This is a genomic window from Erythrobacter sp. S249, assembly GCF_057364975.1.
This window is the reverse complement of the sequence record NZ_CP200287.1, coordinates 2,882,791-2,902,967: the sequence shown is the minus strand read 5'-3', so window position 1 is coordinate 2,902,967 and position 20,177 is coordinate 2,882,791. Positions and strand designations below refer to the sequence as shown.

Genomic DNA, 20,177 nt, shown 5'->3' with positions numbered 1-20,177 from the left:
ATCGTGTCTTACTTCTTTGTCCGCTTTGCTTTTGGCAGGATGTACACAATCAGCCGAAACGCCTGACGAAACTGCGCCCCCGCTCACTTTGGATCAAATCAACTCCGATTTTCGAAAAGAGGCTATGGTGTCTGAACCAAAGCTGGTTGATTGCACTCTATCTGGCGGCGCAGAAACGCAGTGCATAGCCGTTACGTTTGGCCCGGCACCTGCTGCACAAAAGATCGGCCCGTTTTGTCCTCGTAACATCGCCGATGGCCCAGATAAGAGCGGAATCTGGCTTGAGGGAGGTAAAGTTTATGACGCTGACGGAGCATTCATCTCCAAACTTCCAGAGTTTTACGATGACGAGGCTTTCATTCTTTTCGACAACGCCACTGGCGAAATTCGTGTTACCGACAGCAAACTCTCATGCGAGGCCGCGGCGCGCCCTGATGTGGCGGAAGAATTCAAAAATTACTGTGTTGAATGTGAAGTAGACTATGTCGAGCCTGGCACCACTCTTACTTACGTAATTCCGATACAACCCATTGCTGCCGAGAACATCGCATCGCGCGTTTCGCGTAGCGGAGTGGGCATCAGCTTCAACGGTGCACGTTTGGACGCACCTGCTCCAACCGATGCAATCTTAGCTGCTCACACACTGGCTCCGTTCGATGATTGCGGGGGGCACGTAAACCCTAATGTGGGATACCATATCCACGCGGTTACGGACTGCTTGTTGGAGTATGGCCAAACCTCTGAGCATGCCACCCGCATCGGATTGGCTATGGATGGCTACGCAATTTTTTCCCAGTTCTCACAAGATGGAAAAGAAGCCGAAGATCTGGACCAATGTAGAGGGCATGTTTCTGACGAAGAAGGCTATCATTACCACGCAAACGCTCCCGGTTCGAATGCCATTCTGCCTTGCCATACGGGGCAAACGGGTTGCTCATTGAATGATCCAAATGCCACTTGCGATGCTTCTGCTAGCGAACGCAGAGGTCCACCGCCTGAGAGAGCTGAGTAAATGTCAGGTCTTGGGTCGTTAATTGCCATTCACAAACTACACCTCGAAAAGCTCCGCCATTGAAACTATGACAGGCCCAACGACCGCAAATTACCTGAATTCATGGACCAAGCCCTAGCCCCAAAACGCCCCAGCCTGCGCGCTTCCGCCCCTCGCCTGCTCCGCATATCCGCTGTGCCAAACGAGCGCGGACAGAGCGATCCAAGTCGTGAACATCACCGTATAGGTCCAGCGGCGCGGCCATAGCTTTGCCACCAGCATTGTCGCCGCTGCAGTGCCGCCCAATGCGATCAAGGCAGCAATTGCAATGTGCTCGCCCGCGCCCGTTAGCGAGGCTTCGATGGCCATGGTCGCCCATTGCGCGGGCAGCAGCACGAGCAGCCAATCGGGCAAGGCGCCGGGCTGTGTCCACGCGGTGAGGATGATTGCCGCCTCGCCAGCGACCACAGCCAAGGCAATCCACCAGCCCTTCGCCCCTCCCGATAGCGCAAAAAGAGCCCCGCGCGCCGCAAAGCTGACGGCCGCAACTAGGAAGGCGAGCGCGGTGAAAGCGGGATGCGGCAGGCTCGGCATTCCCAGTGTAAGCGCCAAGATCGCAAGGCCAGACCCCGCCAGAACAGCCAGCACAATGCCGACCCAGAACCGCCCGGCTGCCGCTGCGCCGATCATGCCCGCCCCCATCAGGCCTATCGCCAGCAAAGGAGCCGCTGCCGCGCCGATATCTACCGCATCAGGCGACCCTGCGGTCACCAGCAGAAAACAGGCAGGCGCCAAAAACCCCGCCAGCGCGGCAAAAGTCCATGCGAGCCAGGGCCATGTGATTGGCTGAGATTGCAAATTTGAGATCATCGCCGCGACACTGGTTAAAGCGCCCGGCATTGTCGAGCCGGAACTACCTATCGAACTCAGTGCCGCGCGATCACTGAATCCTACCGCTGCAACAAAAAGGCCGCCGCAGCGTGATGCTGCGACGGCCTCTTTTGTCTAGCTATCCTAGCCACCCGCTCCCTCCGCCCTTCCACCCGGATTTTCACCCGAATTTTCACACCGGAGTATGATCCGGGTGGAAGGGCGGAGGGAGCGGGTGGCTAGGCAACCATCAGGGAGCCTTAGCCCTTAAGCGTCGCAGCTACTTCTGCTGCGAAGTCTTCTTCTTCCTTCTCGATGCCTTCGCCGAGTTGGAAGCGGACGTAGTCCTTCAGGACGATCTCAGAGCCAGCTTCCTTGCCGGTGCGGGCAACGACTTCTTCAACCGTCGCCTTGTTGTCCATCACGAACATCTGGCTGAGCAGAGCGTTTTCTTTAGCGAACTTCTTGATCGCGCCTTCGACCATCTTTTCCTGCACGTTCTCAGGCTTGCCGCTTTCGGCCGCTTTTTCCTGAGCGATTGCGCGTTCACGAGCGATCACGTCGGCATCGAGGCCTTCAGCGTTGAGCGCCTGCGGGAACATTGAGGCGATGTGCATCGCCAGCTGCTTGCCAAGCGGTTCAAGCACGTCTGCGCCCACTTCGCTTTCCAGAGCAACCAGAACGCCGATCTTGCCGAGATTATCGGCTGCGGCGTTGTGCATATACGCAACGACAGAGCCCTTCTCGACAGAAACGCTCTTCATCCGGCGAACCTGCTGGTTCTCACCGATGGTTGCAACATTGTCGGTCAGCTTGTCAGAGACGGTGCCGCCATCCGGGTAAGCTGCGCCTTTCAGCGCTTCGACATCGTCGCTGCCCAGCGTCAGAGCAACGCCTGTGGTCTTGCGAACGAAGTCTTGGAACTGGTCGTTCTTCGCAACGAAGTCCGTCTCAGAGTTCACCTCAACAGCAACGCCCGACGTGCCCGATACGGCGACGCCGACCAGGCCCTCTGCCGCGGTGCGGCTGGACTTCTTCTGTGCGGTTGCAAGGCCCTTAGCGCGCAGAGCGTCAACAGCTGCTTCAATATCGCCGCCCGCTTCAACGAGGGCTTTTTTGGCGTCCATCATGCCTGCGCCCGTTTTTTCGCGCAGTGTCTTCACGTCAGCGACGGTGAAATCGGCCATTTCTGAATTCCTTCAAAAAATAAATTGGTCGCCGGGCCCCAATCAGGATGCCCGGCGCGTGTATCAATGAGTGTGCCAGCGCGCGTTGGTGCGCTGGCGAGGCGGCCTGTGATTAGGCTGCCGGTGCTTCTGCAGGTGGCTGCTCCATGGAGCCAATGTCTGCGCCCGACGCCGCAGCTGCGCCGCCGCGGCCAGCAACAGCCGCATCGCCAATCGCTTGGCAATACAGGCGCACTGCGCGGGTGGCATCGTCATTGCCCGGTACAGGGAATGCGATGTTGGACGGATCGACATTGGTGTCGAGCACTGCGATCACAGGGATGCCCAAAACAGCGGCTTCTTTAATGGCCAGCTCTTCTTTGTTGGCGTCGATTACGAACATTACGTCCGGAATGCCGCCCATATCGCGGATACCGCCAAGCGACAGTTCCAGCTTGTCGCGCTTACGCGTCAGCTGCAGAACTTCTTTCTTGGTGAAACCGCTGGTGTCGCCCGAAAGCTTTTCCTCAAGCGACTTCATTTCCTTGATCGAACCGCTGATGGTTTTCCAGTTGGTCAGCATACCGCCGAGCCAGCGGTGGTTTACGAAGTGCTGGCCGCACGCGCGGGCGATCTCAGCGATCGGCTCTTGCGCTTGGCGCTTCGTACCGACGAACAGAACCTTGCCGCCTGCGCGGGTGGTTTGCTCAACAAAGTCGAGCGCACGTGCGAACAATGGCACGGTTTGCGACAGGTCAATGATGTGAACACCGTTGCGGGCGCCGAAGATATACGGCTTCATCCGCGGGTTCCAGCGGTGGGTCTGGTGGCCGAAGTGTGCGCCGGCCTCAATCAATTGCTGCATCGTGACGGTAGTGGCCGCCATAGGTAATTCCTTTCCGGTTAGTCCTCTGGAAGGCAAGGAACCTGCTGGTGGAGAGCCCTCCAGCGGCACCGGTGTAAAGCGCCTTCCATGTGAATTTCGCGGGATCAGGATGAAGCGATTCGCCTCGCCTGCTCCTGCGATGGAGGGGCCATTAGCGTCCATCCCACACAAAATCTAGTGTAAAGAGCGCATTTGGAACACAAGTGGAACAAAAATGCTTGACGCAATGGAACAGCTAGTGAACAAGGTCTTCAGAACAAACGTGGAACGACAGGACATGTGACCTGATCATGCGTTCCAACGAATGAAGGCGCGAAGGAGCAATTCCATGATTTTCTATTTGCTGGCCAGCCTGTTTACCGCAGCGACCCTGAGCGCTTTTGTGAGCCTTACCGATAGCGGGCTGCGCCTGCGCAACGCCTTTATCGGACTTCAGCGTGAACGCAGCCTCGCCGATGCGGGCTTTGTGCCTCATGTAGAGGCTACCGAAGTTCGCTTACGCCCAGCAACCCCCAGCTATCGCGGGTCAGCCACTCGGCCATTTGCGCGCCGCTTACCTAACCGCCTGTCTGCGCTGCAAGACGTCGCTGCCGCTTAATCCGTCCGTATTTGATCAGGCCGTACGGCATCAGCGCCAGATAGCCGACGCTGAGCGTGATCAGCAGCCACCATGGCTCCAGCAGCAGCGCTGCAAACGCCATCGCCGATATCACAATCACCGATAGCCTGATCGCCCGGCGCGGACGCAGCGCCCCCCAGCTGAGCGTCGCCATGTTGGAAATCAGCAGAAACGCGATAACCGTCAGCCATATTGCGATGAGCAATGGATCGCGAAACGCATCATTGCCCGTCTCAATCCAGAAATAGAACGGCAGGAACGCAAGCCCTGCCCCAACCGGCGCTGGCACTCCGGTGAGAAAGCCCGCTGATTTGTGCGGCTGATCATCGACATCAATCTGCGCATTGAAGCGCGCCAGACGCACCGCGCAGCAGATGGCAAAGGCAAGCGAGGCAAACCAGCCGAAACGCGGCAAGTCTTGCAGCACCCATAGATACAGAATGATCGCTGGCGCCATGCCAAATGAAAGCGAATTGGCCAGACTGTCGAGCTCCGCACCAAAGCGGGACTGAGCGTTGAGCAGTCGAGCAATGCGGCCGTCGACCCCGTCGAGCACGGCGGCAATAACCACAGCCAGGATCGCCAGACCCCATTCTCCGGTAATGGCAAAACGTATTCCGGTCAGACCTGCGCAGAGCGCGCCAGCCGTGATCGCATTGGGCAGCATCGCCCTAAGCGACAAACCTTTGGGATCGACCGCACCGGGCAAGCCATCATCTTCAGCGGCCTTCGGGCCAACGCGCGGTGCGCCTTTGGTTATCTCGGCCTGATTGTCACCCTGCCCAGATAGACCTGTGGGTTCACTCACTGAGAGATGCCTTCGAGCAGTTTCTGCTCGCCAAGCTCAGCCAAAATCGTCTCACCCGCGATGATTTTCTGACCCAGCAAAACCTTGGGCGCGGTGCCCGCAGGTAGATAGACATCGACCCGGCTGCCAAACCGGATCAGGCCAACACGCTGCCCTTTGGCCACAGTGTCACCCGGCTTCACGAATGGGACAATCCGTCGCGCGACCAGGCCGGCAATTTGCGTGAAGCCGATCTGCACACCGTCGCCGCGATCGACTAGAATATGCTGGCGCTCGTTCTCTTCGCTGGCCTTATCGAGGTCCGCGTTCACGAACTTACCAGGGATGTAGATTACGCGGCGAATAGCGCCAGCGATAGGCGCGCGATTGATGTGAACATCAAACACACTCATGAAAATCGAAATCCGGGTGACTGGCCCTTCTGGCAGGCCCGGCGTGCCCGAGCCATCATCAATGGTCAGCTCGTGCGGAGGTTCAGTCTGCGTAATCAGCGAGACGAGACCGTCGGCGGGCGCAACAATCGAATTGTCCGATTGCGGCACGACCCGTTCTGGATCGCGGAAGAATGCAAATACCCCGGCGGACAACGCCAATAATGGCCAGCCAATAATCTCCCAATCAACCCACGGGCTGAGGAAGAAGAGACTGATCGCAACGGCAATCACGCCATATTTGCGTCCTTCAGGGTGGATCGGCGGCCAGCTCCAGCTGACATCACCGCGTCCTTCGTTATCGAGTATTTCTCCGGCCATGCGAGCCATCTAGGAGCTGAGCTGCCCCCTCGCAAGCAATGCCGCGATTTCTGCACCCAGCTTTATCGCAGCGCTGCGGACGGCCGACCCTTCAAAAAAGCCCGCTAAGACCGCGCATTCATTCACTCTTTAGTGATCTATTTACCGTAAATCGCGCAGGCATGACTGAGATGAGGGACATCATTTTGCCGCGCTGGCGCAGCGAAACGCCGATCTATGTGATTGGCTTGGCGCTGATGGCGCTGTGCATTGGACTGCTCGCAGCGCGCGGAATCGCACCAAGCTTTATCGGCATATGGGTCAATTTGCGCCTGTTTGGCATGGTCCTGATCGTTATCGCGGCGGTTGATACAGGACGTCAGCTGTACAAACATCGGCCGGATAGCCCGGCCGCTTTTCTGAAGGATCGTTACTCAACGCCAGCGTTTAAGCGCGTGGCTCTCGCTGGCTTGCCGATGTTGGCCGTCGCGATTGTGTTGCTGCCATTCTTTTCGAAGATGAAAGCCGCCATCCCGCTGTTCAACGATTACACTTGGGATGACACTTTCGTCGATTGGGACCGCGCGATCTTCTTCGGTAATGACGCGTGGGAAGTGCTCCAGCCGGTTTTAGGCTTTCCGGTAGTCACAGCATTCCTCGCCCTGCTCTACCAGTTGTGGTTTTTGCTGCTTTATCCCGGCGTTCTCTACTTTGCCTTTGCCAAGGTCGACAGCGGGCTTCAGCGGCGCTTCTTTCTATCTTACGTGCTCAGCTGGACCTTGATCGGCGGCGCGATGGCGACATGGCTCGCCTCAGTCGGTCCGGTGTTCGTTGGTCCATTGCTCGGCGACACCCGATTTGATGACCAGATGGCCTATCTCAACGCCGCAAACGAGCAGATCCCGGTTATGACCCTCAAGGTGCAAGACATGCTGATCGAGTGGTTCCATACCGACGCCAATGGCCTGGGCAGCGGGATCACCGCCATGCCGTCGATGCATGTCGCCATCGCATTTCTCTTTTGGATCGCCATGCGCCAGATTTCACCGCGCCTGGGCATGTTCTTCGCCGCGTTCTTCGCGATCACTTGGATCAGCAGCGTTCACCTCGCCTACCACTATGCGGTTGACGGGCTGGTCTCCGTGATCGCCGTCTCAGCAATCTGGTGGGGTTCCAAGCGGATCATCGCCGCCTGGGACAGCTTCTTAGAAGCGCGCGATCAGGCCGCCTTGCGCACGAACACTGTCCCGGCCGAATAACCAGCGCCAAAGCTGCAGATGAGGCCGGTGTCATCGGCCTTCATATCCTCGCTGTGCAAATGGAAAGCGATGATCGAGCCAGCGCTTGATGTGTTGCCATAGGTGTCGAGCACCGTCGGGCTCTCATCATCGCTCGCCTCGTGGCCCAGCACCTTTTGCGCGATTAGCCGGTTCATGCCCGAGTTCGCCTGGTGCAGCCACATTCGACGCAGCGTCTTGGGATCAATCTGAAGCCGCTCCGCCTCATCCAGGATCATCTGCGCCACCATCGGCACGACTTCCTTGAAGACCTTGCGCCCCTCTTGCACGAACAGCTTGTCGGCGGTGTCTGCTGTCTCCGGTGTCGCGCGGTTGAGGAAGCCGAAATTGTTGCGGATATTGTTGGAGAACACCGTCTTAAGCTTGGTGCCGAGAATGTCCCAATGCTCGGCAGGTGCAATCGCCGCATCTTCTACCAGCACGGCGGTGGCAACATCGCCAAAGATAAAGTGGCTGTCACGGTCGCGCCAATTGAGGTGGCCAGAGGTGATTTCTGGGCTGACGACCAGCACGCTTTTCGCATTGCCCGCGCGGACATAATCCGCCGCCGTTTGAATGCCGAACGTCGCCGATGAGCACGCGACATTCATGTCAAAGCCAAACCCATCAATGCCCAGCGCCTGCTGGATCTCGATTGCCATGGCCGGATAGGCGCGCTGCATATTGGAGGCTGCGCATAGCACCGCGTCCACATCTTTGGCCTCCCGCCCTGCCTTTGCCAGAGCTTCGCGCGCGGCGATCACACCGATCTCCGCCATAATGGAAAGCTCGCCGTCAGGCCGCTCGTCCCAGCGCGGCGACATCGTGTCTGGCGCCAGGATCGGGGCCTTGCTCATCACATGGCGCGCTTTTATGCCGCTGGCCTTTTCGATGAACTCAACCGAGCTGTAGGTCAGCGCTTCTGCTTCACCCGCTGCGATTGCATCGGCATGCTCGGCATTGTGGCGATCGACGAAGGCGTTGAAGCTCGCAACCAGCTCTTCATTGGAGATCGATTCTTCCGGCGTGAACAGGCCAGTGCCTGAAATGACGGGGCGATGGGTCATGTCTGGGGAGGTGTGCATGACAGTGCAATTAGGCAGGCATATGTGCCGGGGCAAGAGCCAGCGGGCGAACGTCCACCCCGCAATGTGCGTTTCTGCAACAAAAACGGGGCTCAGCACTGCCGAGCCCCGCCTTTGGTTTTGTTAGTTTTGTGCGGGCTTAGAACCCGATGGTGCCCGCAACGCGTGCACCCACACTGTTATCACCTGTGTTCCCGCTCACCCCGGCAGAGATGTAGAAGCTATCGGTGAGCCGCCCGGTGAGCGACCCGGCGAAGGCTTGCTCCCCGCGATAGGTCGATGCCGCCACGGTCAGCGAGATGTTCTTACCCGGGACGATTGGCGCACTGCCCATCGCCATGGCCGCTGCGATGCCGCCTGACAGGCTTTCGTTGACGTCTTCAAGACGGAAGCTGAGGTTGTCCACTCGCCCGCTCAGCGCATCGAACTGCGCGGTCGAGACTTGGGCGACAGCATTGAGCGCCACCCGCACATTGTCGACCGAGGCGGCGGTGGCCACGCTTTGACGGCCCAGTGTGCCGTTCGCATCCACCGTCACCGCATCAACCGGGCCCACCTGAGCCGCCGTGCTGGCGTCGATATCGCCGATCCGCACGGATGATCCGTCTCCTCCGAGCGCCACTTGGTTGGCTGCCGTGGAGGCTGCCTGAAAACCAACCGCAGTCGAGTTCACATGCGTAACGCTCGCCTCACGGCCCACAGCTGTACCAAATTGCGCGGTGACCTCGCTTGAGCTGCCCACCGCTGTGCCAGCGCTGCCGCTGACGTTTGCTTGAAAGCCCACCGCAGCCGCTGAGTTGGCTGTGTCAGTAATATTGACGCCTGCACCGATGCCGGTTGAGAAAGCGCCTTCAACCCGCGCTGAGTTGCCAATTGCGGTCGCATTAAGCGCGCGGGCTTGAGACCCCGTCCCAAAGGCCGATGTGCCATTTGAGGTTGCCACAGAACGCGCGCCCACAGCCGTTGCCAACGCGCCATTGGTCCGCGCCCTTGCGCCAAACACTGACGCCTCCTGACCAATCGCAATCGTAGCTGACCCAACAGCCGTCGCGCTCGCACTGCTCGCCACCGCATCCGCACCAAGCGCAATGGCGGCAATTCCTGTTGCTCGCGAGCCTGCTCCATCGCGGTTGGCGTCAGAACCAATCGCAATAGCATCTTGGCCCGAAGCTTCGGCGGAAGAAGTTGCTGCCTGGTCAGCCTCAGCGCCAATCGCAATCGAACGCAGACCAGTACCCATAGCCCGCGTACCCAACGCAGTTGCGCCATCACCATCTGAAAACGCCGCGTCGCCAACCGCCAAACTTAGCGCCCCCTGCGATCTTGCAGCCTCACCGATGGCGATGGATTCAAGACCTGATGAGTTTGAAAAACGGCCTAGAGCGAGGCTGTCTTGACCGGACGCGTTCGAGAGTAGACCGATTGCTGTCGCGCCCCCCACGGTCGCACTTGCATTTAATCCAATCGCTAAAGTCTGGCTTGCCGAAGCTGTAGCATTGTCCCCCAATGCTAGAGAGAGTGACACCGCTTCAGCGCTGCGACCGATTGCGATTGCGTTGTTACCAGATGCGTTGGCATCGCTGCCAATTGCGGTTGTTTCACTTCCGGTGGCGACTGCTCCAAGGCCAGTGGAATTCACCGCAAAGTAGTTCAATTCAGCTGCGTTTGCATTGGCTGTAGATTGCGCTGCGGCTGCATCTGCTAGCGCTTGATTCGCATCCGCCTGAGCTGCTGACGCAGTACCGTTTACTCCTGAAATCGCCGTATTTAGTTGACCGAGGTTCACAGCGTCGGTGTTTGCCCTGCCCGCCGCCACATTAGTTATCCTTCGCTGGGCAAATTGGCTTCCCACGGAAACCGTGTCAGCTTGATCCGCAAGCGAACCATTGCCTAGCGCCACGGAGTTGCTGGCAGTAGCGCTCGCGCCGGTTCCGATAGCAGTTGATTCAAAACCCGTCGTGCTGCTGCTGCTGCCAAGGGCTAGGCTGTTCATTGCCTGAGCGCTCGCGCCAACACCAATGGCAACGTCGAGGCCCCCGGATGCTATAGCGCCGGACCCGATTGCTATTGTCGGTATGCCTCCACCACTTGGGCCATCCAATCCTTCGGCTCTCGCACCATCACCAAGGGCTATCGATGCACCGCCTGATGCAATCGCTCCGCGGCCAAAAGCGGCTGCGCCTGCGCTCGAAGCGTTGGCCCTCGAACCAAAGGCGGCTGCGCCGTCAAAGCTGGCAACGCTGCTTTCTCCCACCGCAGTAGAAAGTAGGCCCGGCGCAGCGGCATCCTCTCCGATGGCCAATGCACTAACCCCAGAGCTTGATGATCTCGCCCCGATGGCAATTGTACCGTCTCCAACGGCACCCGAACTTTGGCCTACTGCTATAGAGAATACCCCATCTGCCCTGGCGCCATTACCAAAAGCGGCTGCACCGTCACTAAAAGCTACGGCATTCGTGCCGATCGCAGCTCCGCCAATCCCTGTCACGCTGGCACTATTGCCAATTGCCGTCCCGTTGTTTGCAGTAGCTGATGCGCCTCCGCCGACAGCAGTCGAGGCCGTTCCAGTGGCCGTCGCTCCTATTCCGCAGGCAAGCGCAGCGTCCTGGTCGCCAGAATTCGCCCCGCCATCATCGTCGGTCGTGGCACCGACAACTCCATCATTGTCGCGATCAAGCAGGCAATCATCGGCGCGCGCCGTGTCTGCTGAACCCATTCCTACAGCAATTGCACCCAATGCCGCTGCTGCCATCAATGTATAACGCATAATTTTACTCCATCCTCGGCCGATGGAGGCGAAATTGCGATTCGCAATCGCAGATGTATTGAAACGGCAAGCGAAACGCCCCTGCCGATGCCCCCAGTGTTTAGCCCCCGAATCCAAACTACGATCCGCCTCGCAACTTGCCATTTTGGAACCAAACTACAAGTAGAACCTATGGACTAAGCCGTATTCATTCCCAGAATGATCCTATCGTCTTTCTTTAAGCAAAAGAGTCGCGCGCTCGAGCAATTAGAATTTCCTACCCGCCCCGCTTGCGCTAGTCGGAGCGCGGCTCTTTTCCATCGTAGGTGTCAGTCAATACCGGCGGCGTGTTTGCATCGCATGGAGCATTATTGCGCGCGCTTGGAACTCGCCAAACGCGCGCAAATCTCAAAAGTCACAACGTCACGTTGCATTTTTCGCGTAAATCGCTGGAAAAACGCGTTTTTGCGCAAAAGTCACAGATTCGAAAAACGCAAATGCGTTCCAGCGCCCATTGGGGCGAACAGACGGAGGGCAGTTGGATAGCTGTGAGAGGCAAGGCAGGTGGTGGACAGGATAGGATTCGAACCTATGTACGCTTGCGCGGGCAGATTTACAGTCTGCTGCCTTTAACCACTCGGCCACCTGTCCACATACCTTGCGGGAAATTGAGCGTGCCCTCACGGGCTCGTCATGCCGAGAGGCGCCCCAATGGCGAAGCGGCGCTTGCCTGTCAATGGGGCTGCTGGCAGGGGAGCAAACTAAGTCAGGAAATAGGAGCCATCATGGCGCGACCAGAACGCAAAAAAGCGCTGCGAGGCAGAGCGGGACGAATGAAGGGCGGACGCGGATCTGGCCGGGCATCGGCCGGGCAAACGCGCCTGTGGGGGCGGCATCCGGTGGAGGCGGCGCTCAAGAACCCGGAGCGCAAGCATCGCAAGCTGTGGGCAACACGCGAGGCGATTGAGGGGCTGGACGGCGAGCTGCCAGCGGACTTCCCTGTGGAATATGCCGATGTCAGCGATCTCGCCCGCTTGGTTGCCAAAGACGCGCCGCATCAGGGCCTGGTGTTGGAATGCGAAGCGCTGGAGACGGTGTTCATCGACGAGGTTGCCCTGGGCGATCCAGCAAAGCCGATCATGGTGCTCGATCAGGTGACGGACCCGCACAATGTCGGTGCGATCCTGCGCTCTGCCGCCGCCTTCGGGGCCGCTGCGATCGTTACCCAAGATCGCCATACGCCGCCGGAATCGGGCGTGCTGGCAAAGTCCGCCTCTGGCGCGCTGGAGACGGTGCCATGGGTGCGGGTCGTCAATCTAGCACGGACGTTGGAGGACCTGGCCGAGGCTGGGTATTGGCGCATTGGCCTGACCGGTGAAGCGGATGAGGCATTGGCCGATGCTCTGCCCACTGGGCCGGTGGCGCTGGTGCTGGGCGCGGAAGGCGAAGGGATGCGCCACAATATCCAAGGGCACTGCGATGCGCTGGCGAAGCTGCCGATCAGTTCGGCGATCGAGAGCCTCAACGTTTCAAACGCCGCGGCAATTGCGCTATACGCCACAGCAACGCGGGCCTAAGCGGCCTTGCAACAGGGAGCATAGACTTATGACCGATCACTCACCGGGCCGCATGCCCATTCGTGCGAAAGCCGCCGCGATGCTGGCCGGGCTCTCATTGCTGCTCAGCGCGTGCTTCATCACGCCGGGCAAGTTCAGCTCTCAGCTGGAGCTCACCGGCGAGGACAGCTTCACCTTCACATACGAGGGCGAGATCTTCTTCCTAGGCCTCTCCGACCTGGCGCAAATGGGCGCAGCTGGCGGAGAGTTTTGGCCGACGGAATGCTATGATGAAGAGGACTATTCGGACCGCGAATGCACCGAAGCAGAGCTGGCTCAGCAACGCGAAGAATGGGAAGCAGGCGCAGAGGCACGCGCGGCCAAAGCCAAGAAGGATGCCGAAGAGATGGCGGTCTTCATGGGCGGCATCGATGTGACTGATCCAGAGGCCTCCGAGGAATTGCGGCAATTGCTGCTGCGTCAGAAAGGCTGGAACCGCGTGGAGGACAAAGGCGACGGGGTGTACGACGTTTCCTATACCGTTTCCGGCAAGCTCTCGCACGACTTCCTGTTCCCAACCATCGAAGGGGTCCCAACCGCCAACCCATTCGTTCAGATCGTGCTGCGCGATGACAATGTCGCCCGCGTGAACGCGCCGGGCTTCTCAGCCCAGAGCGACACCAACCCGATGGCTGCGATGTTTGGCGGAATGGGCAGCTTGGCAGGGTTGGCAGCGCTCGGCGACGAGGGATCCGCTCCCGGCGGCGAGATGCCCAACATCCCAGCGATTGAAGGCACGTTTGCGATTGTGACGGACGGCCGTATCCTGGCGAATAACACAGATGCAGGCCCGGTCGCGGAAGCCTCCGATGCGTCGGGCACTCAAACGCTGAAGTGGGACATCACACCGCGCACCAAGGCCGCGCCAACCGCGCTGGTTGATCTATCGCGTTGATTGGCGAGGACGCGCGTTACTGCGCATTCTCCGCCAAACCCAATTCGCGCAAAAGAAAGGCCCCGCCAGATCGCTCCGGCGGGGCCTAATCTTGTGAAGCGCCGCGATGCGCGCTGAAAAACCGTCTTAGTTGACTGCGTCCTTCAGGCCTTTGCCTGCCTTGAACTTAGGCTGGTTAGAAGCCTTAATCGTCATTGGCTCGCCAGTGCGCGGGTTGCGGCCGGTCGAAGCTTTACGCTTAGCGACTGAGAATGTGCCGAAGCCGATCAGGCGCACTTCCTCACCACCAGAAAGCGACTTGGTAATTGCGTCAAAAACGCTCTCAACGGCATTCGACGCGTCACTTTTAGAAAGGCCACTGGTTTCGGCAACTGCACTGATCAGATCGTTCTTATTCATTCTGGGAACCCCCTCATTCGCAATTCAAACTGGTTTTCGGTGAATCGCCTCTCCGAAAGCGCGCAAATGATACCCTTTTGACGCTTCTGTCAAAGGCAAATCGCGCAGAAAAGCGCCATTTTTGGACAAATGTTGACCATTTGCGGTGAATCGATGTCCAATTGCGCAAATGCTGCGTCGCAACATCGAAAAGCTGTCGCATTTATACAAGGCTGGAGCGAACCAGCGCTTTGTCAGTGTGCGGTTGCACCACCTGTTCCAGCCGGATTCGGTTGGCTCGCTAGATCATCCGCTTCGGTCCATTCGATCGCCTCTGGCTTTTCAACCAAAGCCTGCTCCAGAACCTGATCAACATGGCTGACTGGAACAATCTCCAGCCCTTCCTTCACATTGTCCGGAATTTCGACCAGATCTTTGACGTTCTCTTCTGGAATGAGGACCGTTTTGATCCCGCCGCGCAGCGCCGCGAGGAGCTTCTCTTTAAGCCCGCCAATTGGCAGCACACGGCCGCGCAGCGTCACTTCGCCGGTCATCGCAATGTCAGGGCGTACCGCCACGCCGGACAACGTCGAAACAATCGACGTCACCATGCCGATACCGGCGCTTGGACCATCCTTCGGCACTGCCCCTTCGGGCAAGTGGATGTGGATATTCTTGCGCTGAAAGATCGATGGCTTGATGCCGTAAACGGGTGCCCTCGCCTTCACAAAGCTGAACGCAGCCGCGACACTTTCAGTCATCACCTCGCCCAGCTTACCAGTGGTCTTTACCTCGCCCTTGCCCGGCGTCGTGACGCTTTCAATGGTGAGCAATTCTCCGCCCACGCTGGTCCACGCGAGACCGGTGACAGCGCCAACCTGAGCCTCATCCTCAGACATGCCGTGCTTGAATTTGCGCACGCCGGCAAAATCGCCAAGATTATCCGGATTGATCACCACGCTGGTGGCGTCTTTCTCGAGGATTTTGCGCAGGCTCTTGCGCGCCAAACGAGCGATCTCACGCTCCAGCGTCCGAACCCCTGCCTCGCGGGTGTAATAACGGATCAGATCGCGGAGGCCCGCTTCAGTCAGCTCAAATTCGCCGTCTTTCAGGCCATGCGCATCAATCTGTTTCGCAATCAAATGGCGCTGAGCAATCTCCACCTTTTCGTCTTCGGTATAACCTTCAAGACGAATAATCTCCATCCGGTCGAGCAGCGGTTGAGGCAGGTCGAGCGAGTTTGCCGTGGTAACAAACATGATGTCGCTGAGGTCGAGGTCGAGCTCCAGGTAGTGATCCTGAAACTTGCCGTTTTGCTCCGGATCGAGAACTTCGAGCAAAGCCGACGCCGGATCACCTCGGAAGTCTTGGCCTAGCTTATCGATCTCATCGAGCAGGAACAGCGGATTGCTGGTCCCTGCCTTCTTCAAGTTGTTGACGATCTTGCCCGGCATGGAACCAATATAAGTCCGGCGGTGGCCGCGAATTTCGGCCTCGTCCCGCACGCCGCCGAGCGACTGGCGCACAAACTCGCGGCCCGTTGCCTTGGCAATCGATTTGCCGAGCGACGTCTTACCCACACCGGGCGGCCCGACGAGGCAAAGGATTGGTCCCTTCAGCTTATTCGTGCGCGCTTGTACGGCAAGATATTCGATGATCCGGTCCTTGACCTTCTCTAGGCCATAATGGTCGGCGTCGAGGATTTCTTGCGCTTTTCCGATGTCTTTCTTGAGGCGAGACTTCTTGCCCCATGGCAGGCCGAGCAGCACATCCAGATAATTGCGGATGACGGTCGCCTCTGCGCTCATCGGCTGCATGGCTTTGAGCTTCTTAAGCTCCGCCTTCGACTTCGTCTTCGCTTCTTTTGAAAGCTTGGTCTCTTCGATCTTCTCGGTCAGCTCGGCGATCTCATCGACTTCTTCGCCGTCGCTGCCGCCAAGCTCGCTTTGGATCGCCTTCAACTGTTCGTTGAGGTAATATTCGCGCTGGGTCTTTTCCATCTGACGCTTCACGCGCCCGCGGATTTTGCGCTCAACCTGAAGGACCGACAGCTCACCTTCCATAAAGGCAATCACCAGCTCCAGCCGGCGCAATGGATCGGCCTCAGTCAGCAGGCCCTGCTTGTCGGAAACCTTGGCGTTGATGGCGGCGGCAATCGTGTCTGCCAAAGTGCCAGCATCATCGACATCGCTGAGGTCAATATCAGCATCATCGCCCAATTTCTTGTTTAGCTTGCTGTATTCCGCGAATTGCTCAGTCACTTGCCGCATCAGTGCAGTGACTTCGCTGCCGCTAACGGTTTGTGGTTCCTGCAAGGCAACTTCGGCCAGGACGTAATCGCCCTGTTCGCGGAACGCCTCAAGCTTCGCGCGCGCAGTCCCTTCGACCAACACGCGAACCGTGCCATCCGGCAATTTCAGCAATTGCAGCACCTGCGCGACCACGCCAACATCATACAGGTCATCGCCCGCCGGATCATCACAGCCAGGATCAAGCTGAGCGAGCAGGAAGATATCCTTGCTAGCCTCCATGGCCGCCTCAAGCGCAGCGACAGATTTGTCGCGGCCCACGAACAGGGGCACGACCATGCCGGGGAATACCACGATGTCGCGCAATGGCAGGAGAGGAAAATGCTGTGTCATTCTTTATGTCCGAGGCCGCCATTTGGGCGCGCCGTTTGGTGAGATATGGGAAGCGTTCGCGCAGCTCGCAATGGCGGGTTTGACGAAACTGTGGATTCGAACCAACCCGTTCTTAACCCCTCCTCTGTTATCTCCATCATCATGGATAAAACGCCAAGCGAAGGTGGGGCCGTTTTGTGGCTTGTGACGGGGATCGTATTGATCACTGTGGCCGCCGCAATTGAACGAGCTGGCGGTTTGGCATCCAGCAACCCATGGATTTGGGCCATTTTCCCCTTCTTCGCTATCTGCTTGGTCGTAGGCACCTACGGTATCTACCGCTTCTTCCATTGGGGTGAATCGACCGGCAATACATCGAACACATACGTGTCGCGCGAGTCCAAACCCTGGAGCGCGCTTCACAACCACCTGAAAGACAAAGACCCGAGAGTCTGACCGGTTCGCTGGTCAGACCTGGGTCTGGCGAAGGCCTCACCCCATGCCAGGCAAATTAAAGCCTTCTGGCAAACCCATGCCGCCTTGCATTTGCTTCATTTCTTCGGCGGAAACGCGGTCAGCCTTGTCGCGGGCATCGTTGAAAGCAGCCGTCACAAGGTCCTCGACCATGTGCTTTTCTTCCAGTTTCATTAGGCTGTCGTCGATCTCAACCTTCAAGATGCGGCCCTTTGCTGTGGCGCGCACTTTGACGAGGCCGCCGCCAGCCTGACCCTGAACCTCCATGCTGTCCAATTTGGTCTGCATGTCGTTCATTTGGGTTTGGATCGTCTCTGCGGCCTTTTGAGCGGCCTGCATCATTTCTTCCATCGATTTCATAGCTTCATCAGCTCCATTTGCTGCCGCTGGCGCGCAATGCGCTGGGTGCGGCTTGGTCTTTCGGGTCGAGCAGTTCTGCCTCGGGGAAGGCTTCAAACGCGGCCTTCACCAGAGGATCGGACCGTGTGCGCTCGGCTGCTGCCTCACGCTCCGCGTCTTCCTGCTCTCTTAAGCTAGGTTGGGCATCGCCCGCGCCTGTTTCAACCAGCCAGCGTTTGCCGGTGAGCTTAAACAAGGCTTCGCGGATCTCTGGCGCTGGGTCATCGGCAAAACTGTCTGCCCGCTGAAATACGAGCTTCTCCGGTGCGAGCTCGATCACTCGGACCCGGTCTCGCATAATCTGCGCCACGCGCAATTGCCCGGAATCGTCCACTTGCTGGACTACGTTCGCCCAGTCGAGCTTGGTGGGTGCCGATTGCATCGCAGGGGCAGGTTCTCCGGCGTGCGCTTCAGTCGGAGCAGCGGGCGCTGGTCCAGCCTTGGCAATTGCCTCAATCCGTTTGGCGAGCTTGCCAGGGTCAGGCATGTCAGAGGCGTGAAGCACGCGCAGCAAGGCCATCTGCACAGATACCAGCGGATCAGGCGCCTGGCGCACTTCCTCGTGGCCCTTCAGCATTAATTGCCAAAGTCGGTGCAACTGACCCGCGCTCAGTTCCTGCGCGAATTTGCTGAGGGCCGCGCGCTCTTCTTCGGTCGGCGCATCGGCCTCTGCTCCAGAAACCTGAGCCACCGTGATCTTGTGGACCAGATCCATCAAAGCCCGCATCAAAGCGAGAGGCTCAACACCCAGTGCATATTGCTCGTCTATCGCGGCCAGCAAAGCCGGCGCATCGCCCGCAAGCAACCGCTCAAGCAGTTTGCGCTGAGCGCTCTTATCGGCAAGGCCGAGCATGTCGCGAACACGCTCGCCCGTTACCTGCCCGCCTTCTTCGAGGTCGGCATGCGCAATCGCCTGGTCGAGGATCGAAAGACCGTCACGAACCGAGCCTTCGGCTGCGCCTGCTATAATGTGCAGCGCCTCTGCCTCAGCCTCGACACCTTCCTTCGCGCAGACGTTCCCGAAATGCGTCGCCAGCAATTCCGCTGGAATACGGCGCAAATCGAACCGCTGTGTCCGGCTCAGCACAGTAACGGGCAGCTTTTCAACTTCAGTCGTCGCGAACAGGAATTTCACATGCGCAGGCGGTTCCTCAAGCGTCTTGAGCAATGCGTTGAAAGCATTGCGCGAGAGCATGTGAACCTCGTCGATGATATAGATCTTGTAGCGCGCCGAGACCGCCGAATAGCGCACCGCCTCGATAATCTCGCGCACATCATCGACCCCGGTGTGCGAGGCCGCATCCATCTCGATCACATCGATATGCTGGCCCTGAGCGATTGCCGTGCAAGGCTCACATTGGCCGCACGGATCAATGGTCGGCCCGCCCTCGCCATCTGGCCCGATGCAGTTCAGAGCCTTGGCTATCAGACGCGCGGTCGAGGTTTTGCCGACCCCGCGAACGCCAGTCATCAAAAACGCATGCGCCAGCCGGTCTCGCTCAATCGCATTGGCGAGAGTCCGAACCATCGGCTCTTGGCCGATCAGCTCAGAGAAGGTCTGCGGGCGGTATTTGCGCGCGAGCACACGGTAAGGTTGGTTATCAGCCTCCGCTGGCTTTGCCGGCGTCTCCGCTGGAGCCGAAGCAGGCGGCGGTGTTTCAACCGCTGGCGCAGGCTCGACCGGATCAGTTTGTTCACTAGCCTGCGGCTCGTCCTTAGCCGCAGCGTCGGGTGCCGGAACGGGCTCAGGTTCCGGATCGCCGAACATAGAATTTTGGCCAGCGGCCTCGAGTTCAGCAGCGCTTGGCTTGTCCTCTTCCTGATCCTCTCCCCCCCAAGGCGGCGAATCCATATTGTCCGGTGAGTCGTCCATGCAGAAGAATGTAGGCGCACCCTCGCACATTGTCGAAGGGTGCGTTGCGATTTATAGCCATGCAATTCGCTCGCCTAAACGAAATGGCAAGGACATCGATGAAACACCGCATTGCAATGGCGATGGCCGCGGGAATGTTGGCCCTACCTGGCGTGTCCCACGCGTTTGATTTGCCTTCGCAGGAACAGCTGGCTCAGATGTGTAATGAGCAAGGCGGAATGGGGTTTCTCTTTGGACAGACCGAATTGCCTGAACAGGCTCAGGGCGAAAAACCATTTCCGCTCGGCGAAAGCTTCGGACAATTCTCAACCGTAGAGGTGTGGACCACGCCTCACTCGGGCGAATTGATGGTACTGCGCTACGAAACGGACGGGGATCAGAACGACGCGATCAACAATGCGTTCGTGCCACATTTGCAGGCACTAGGCTGGACGCGCGTCCCGGATGACTATCAGCGTCCATTATATTCGCAGGCACCATTGCCGATGTGGATGAAGAATGTCTCGATTGATGGGAAGGAAACGGAAGTTTTGCTGCAAATCGAAGGCGGCCTTGAAAGCACCAGTCTGTATTGCGGACGCGCAGATCTGATGCCTCGGACATGGGCCGAAGCCATTAACGGCAGATCTGATTGAAAAAGGAGCCGAGCGACCCGTCGCAATTCACCTGGGCTGCTTCCTTCCGGACCTGACCCGGTGAGCGAACGCAAACGTCCACCCGACTCCCGATGGGCCATATGGCG

Annotated in this window: 18 protein-coding genes, 1 tRNA gene and 1 other RNA gene; 7 read left to right on the top strand and 13 right to left on the bottom strand. The window is 58.5% G+C overall.

The annotated features are described in order from the left end of the window. The first annotated feature begins 124 nt into the window (after positions 1–124). A complete protein-coding gene (locus tag AC0V6V_RS13745) occupies positions 125–1,012 on the top strand; it encodes a YHYH protein (protein WP_486165894.1) in 888 nt (295 codons plus the stop codon). Positions 1,013–1,126: 114 nt separating this feature from the next. Here AC0V6V_RS13745 and AC0V6V_RS13740 read toward each other — a convergent pair whose 3' ends face one another. The 3 genes from AC0V6V_RS13740 to rpsB form a co-directional block, all read right to left on the bottom strand. Beyond that, positions 1,127–1,849, bottom strand: coding sequence for a hypothetical protein (locus AC0V6V_RS13740; protein ID WP_486166380.1), 723 nt, complete (start codon positions 1,847–1,849; stop codon positions 1,127–1,129). 272 nt (positions 1,850–2,121) lie between these two features. Next, a complete protein-coding gene (gene tsf, locus AC0V6V_RS13735) occupies positions 2,122–3,048 on the bottom strand; it encodes a translation elongation factor Ts (protein WP_486165892.1) in 927 nt (308 codons plus the stop codon). Between the two features lie 112 nt (positions 3,049–3,160). After that, positions 3,161–3,913 carry a 30S ribosomal protein S2 gene (gene rpsB / locus AC0V6V_RS13730; protein ID WP_472639181.1) on the bottom strand — a complete coding sequence of 251 codons (753 nt, stop codon included), beginning with the start codon at positions 3,911–3,913 and terminating at the stop codon, positions 3,161–3,163. A gap of 328 nt (positions 3,914–4,241) precedes the next feature. Between rpsB and AC0V6V_RS13725 the strand changes: the two genes are divergently transcribed. Then, positions 4,242–4,511: a hypothetical protein gene (locus AC0V6V_RS13725; protein ID WP_486165891.1), complete on the top strand. Its 270-nt coding sequence runs from the start codon at positions 4,242–4,244 to the stop codon at positions 4,509–4,511. Here AC0V6V_RS13725 and AC0V6V_RS13720 read toward each other — a convergent pair. Further along, on the bottom strand, positions 4,471–5,241 hold the full coding sequence (locus AC0V6V_RS13720; protein WP_486166396.1) for a CDP-alcohol phosphatidyltransferase family protein: 771 nt from the start codon (positions 5,239–5,241) through the stop codon (positions 4,471–4,473). The genes AC0V6V_RS13725 and AC0V6V_RS13720 overlap by 41 nt on opposite strands. A gap of 95 nt (positions 5,242–5,336) precedes the next feature. Next, complete coding sequence (locus tag AC0V6V_RS13715) at positions 5,337–6,092, bottom strand: phosphatidylserine decarboxylase (protein WP_486165890.1); 756 nt, start codon at positions 6,090–6,092, stop codon at positions 5,337–5,339. Between the two features lie 161 nt (positions 6,093–6,253). On the opposite strand from AC0V6V_RS13715, the gene AC0V6V_RS13710 reads away from it, so the two are divergent. Then, the gene (locus tag AC0V6V_RS13710; protein ID WP_486165889.1) at positions 6,254–7,330 is read left to right on the top strand and encodes a phosphatase PAP2 family protein; all 1,077 of its coding nucleotides are present in this window, start codon (positions 6,254–6,256) and stop codon (positions 7,328–7,330) included. Here AC0V6V_RS13710 and AC0V6V_RS13705 read toward each other — a convergent pair. From AC0V6V_RS13705 to AC0V6V_RS13695, 3 genes are all read right to left on the bottom strand, one after another. Further along, the gene (locus AC0V6V_RS13705) at positions 7,291–8,415 is read right to left on the bottom strand and encodes a beta-ketoacyl-ACP synthase III (protein WP_486166106.1); all 1,125 of its coding nucleotides are present in this window, start codon (positions 8,413–8,415) and stop codon (positions 7,291–7,293) included. The genes AC0V6V_RS13710 and AC0V6V_RS13705 overlap by 40 nt on opposite strands. 157 nt (positions 8,416–8,572) lie before the next feature. After that, positions 8,573–11,200, bottom strand: coding sequence for a YadA-like family protein (locus tag AC0V6V_RS13700; protein WP_486166379.1), 2,628 nt, complete (start codon positions 11,198–11,200; stop codon positions 8,573–8,575). Between the two features lie 544 nt (positions 11,201–11,744). Further along, positions 11,745–11,830 (bottom strand) — tRNA-Tyr (locus tag AC0V6V_RS13695). 134 nt (positions 11,831–11,964) lie between these two features. Here AC0V6V_RS13695 and rlmB point away from each other — a divergent pair. Then, complete coding sequence (rlmB, locus tag AC0V6V_RS13690) at positions 11,965–12,756, top strand: 23S rRNA (guanosine(2251)-2'-O)-methyltransferase RlmB (RefSeq protein WP_486165886.1); 792 nt, start codon at positions 11,965–11,967, stop codon at positions 12,754–12,756. Between the two features lie 28 nt (positions 12,757–12,784). Further along, positions 12,785–13,690, top strand: coding sequence for a hypothetical protein (locus tag AC0V6V_RS13685; protein WP_486165885.1), 906 nt, complete (start codon positions 12,785–12,787; stop codon positions 13,688–13,690). A 126-nt stretch (positions 13,691–13,816) separates the two neighbouring features. Here the strand turns inward: AC0V6V_RS13685 and AC0V6V_RS13680 are convergent, their stop codons facing one another. Then, a complete protein-coding gene (locus tag AC0V6V_RS13680) occupies positions 13,817–14,089 on the bottom strand; it encodes an HU family DNA-binding protein (protein ID WP_472644775.1) in 273 nt (90 codons plus the stop codon). 233 nt (positions 14,090–14,322) lie between these two features. Then, the gene (lon, locus tag AC0V6V_RS13675) at positions 14,323–16,710 is read right to left on the bottom strand and encodes an endopeptidase La (protein WP_486165884.1); all 2,388 of its coding nucleotides are present in this window, start codon (positions 16,708–16,710) and stop codon (positions 14,323–14,325) included. A gap of 45 nt (positions 16,711–16,755) precedes the next feature. Here lon and AC0V6V_RS13670 point away from each other — a divergent pair, with 45 nt between their 5' ends. Continuing rightward, positions 16,756–17,145: a hypothetical protein gene (locus AC0V6V_RS13670; protein ID WP_486166378.1), complete on the top strand. Its 390-nt coding sequence runs from the start codon at positions 16,756–16,758 to the stop codon at positions 17,143–17,145. Positions 17,146–17,181: 36 nt separating this feature from the next. On the opposite strand, the gene AC0V6V_RS13665 is transcribed toward AC0V6V_RS13670, so the two are convergent. Beyond that, positions 17,182–17,523 (bottom strand): YbaB/EbfC family nucleoid-associated protein, encoded by a 342-nt coding sequence (locus AC0V6V_RS13665; RefSeq protein ID WP_486165882.1) that lies wholly within the window; start codon positions 17,521–17,523, stop codon positions 17,182–17,184. Between the two features lie 7 nt (positions 17,524–17,530). Then, positions 17,531–19,435: a DNA polymerase III subunit gamma/tau gene (locus AC0V6V_RS13660; protein ID WP_486166377.1), complete on the bottom strand. Its 1,905-nt coding sequence runs from the start codon at positions 19,433–19,435 to the stop codon at positions 17,531–17,533. 116 nt (positions 19,436–19,551) lie between these two features. Between AC0V6V_RS13660 and AC0V6V_RS13655 the strand changes: the two genes are divergently transcribed. Next, positions 19,552–20,070: a hypothetical protein gene (locus AC0V6V_RS13655; protein WP_486165880.1), complete on the top strand. Its 519-nt coding sequence runs from the start codon at positions 19,552–19,554 to the stop codon at positions 20,068–20,070. On the opposite strand, the gene ffs is transcribed toward AC0V6V_RS13655, so the two are convergent. Beyond that, positions 20,069–20,163: signal recognition particle sRNA small type (gene ffs / locus AC0V6V_RS13650), an RNA gene on the bottom strand. The genes AC0V6V_RS13655 and ffs overlap by 2 nt on opposite strands. Between the last annotated feature and the right edge of the window lie 14 nt (positions 20,164–20,177).

What these genes read in the sequence shown, in the direction of transcription:
- AC0V6V_RS13680 (WP_472644775.1), bottom strand. Translation starts at nt 14,089, where the DNA reads ATGAATAAGAACGATCTGATCAGTGCAGTTGCCGAAACCAGTGGCCTT.
- AC0V6V_RS13715 (WP_486165890.1), bottom strand. Translation starts at nt 6,092, where the DNA reads ATGGCCGGAGAAATACTCGATAACGAAGGACGCGGTGATGTCAGCTGG.
- AC0V6V_RS13655 (WP_486165880.1), top strand. Translation starts at nt 19,552, where the DNA reads ATGGCGATGGCCGCGGGAATGTTGGCCCTACCTGGCGTGTCCCACGCG.
- lon (WP_486165884.1), bottom strand. Translation starts at nt 16,710, where the DNA reads ATGACACAGCATTTTCCTCTCCTGCCATTGCGCGACATCGTGGTATTC.
- AC0V6V_RS13725 (WP_486165891.1), top strand. Translation starts at nt 4,242, where the DNA reads ATGATTTTCTATTTGCTGGCCAGCCTGTTTACCGCAGCGACCCTGAGC.
- AC0V6V_RS13670 (WP_486166378.1), top strand. Translation starts at nt 16,756, where the DNA reads ATGGGAAGCGTTCGCGCAGCTCGCAATGGCGGGTTTGACGAAACTGTG.
- AC0V6V_RS13705 (WP_486166106.1), bottom strand. Translation starts at nt 8,415, where the DNA reads ATGACCCATCGCCCCGTCATTTCAGGCACTGGCCTGTTCACGCCGGAA.
- AC0V6V_RS13745 (WP_486165894.1), top strand. Translation starts at nt 125, where the DNA reads ATGGTGTCTGAACCAAAGCTGGTTGATTGCACTCTATCTGGCGGCGCA.
- AC0V6V_RS13710 (WP_486165889.1), top strand. Translation starts at nt 6,254, where the DNA reads ATGACTGAGATGAGGGACATCATTTTGCCGCGCTGGCGCAGCGAAACG.
- rpsB (WP_472639181.1), bottom strand. Translation starts at nt 3,913, where the DNA reads ATGGCGGCCACTACCGTCACGATGCAGCAATTGATTGAGGCCGGCGCA.
- AC0V6V_RS13665 (WP_486165882.1), bottom strand. Translation starts at nt 17,523, where the DNA reads ATGAAATCGATGGAAGAAATGATGCAGGCCGCTCAAAAGGCCGCAGAG.
- AC0V6V_RS13660 (WP_486166377.1), bottom strand. Translation starts at nt 19,435, where the DNA reads ATGGACGACTCACCGGACAATATGGATTCGCCGCCTTGGGGGGGAGAG.
- AC0V6V_RS13700 (WP_486166379.1), bottom strand. Translation starts at nt 11,200, where the DNA reads ATGCGTTATACATTGATGGCAGCAGCGGCATTGGGTGCAATTGCTGTA.
- rlmB (WP_486165886.1), top strand. Translation starts at nt 11,965, where the DNA reads ATGGCGCGACCAGAACGCAAAAAAGCGCTGCGAGGCAGAGCGGGACGA.
- tsf (WP_486165892.1), bottom strand. Translation starts at nt 3,048, where the DNA reads ATGGCCGATTTCACCGTCGCTGACGTGAAGACACTGCGCGAAAAAACG.
- AC0V6V_RS13685 (WP_486165885.1), top strand. Translation starts at nt 12,785, where the DNA reads ATGACCGATCACTCACCGGGCCGCATGCCCATTCGTGCGAAAGCCGCC.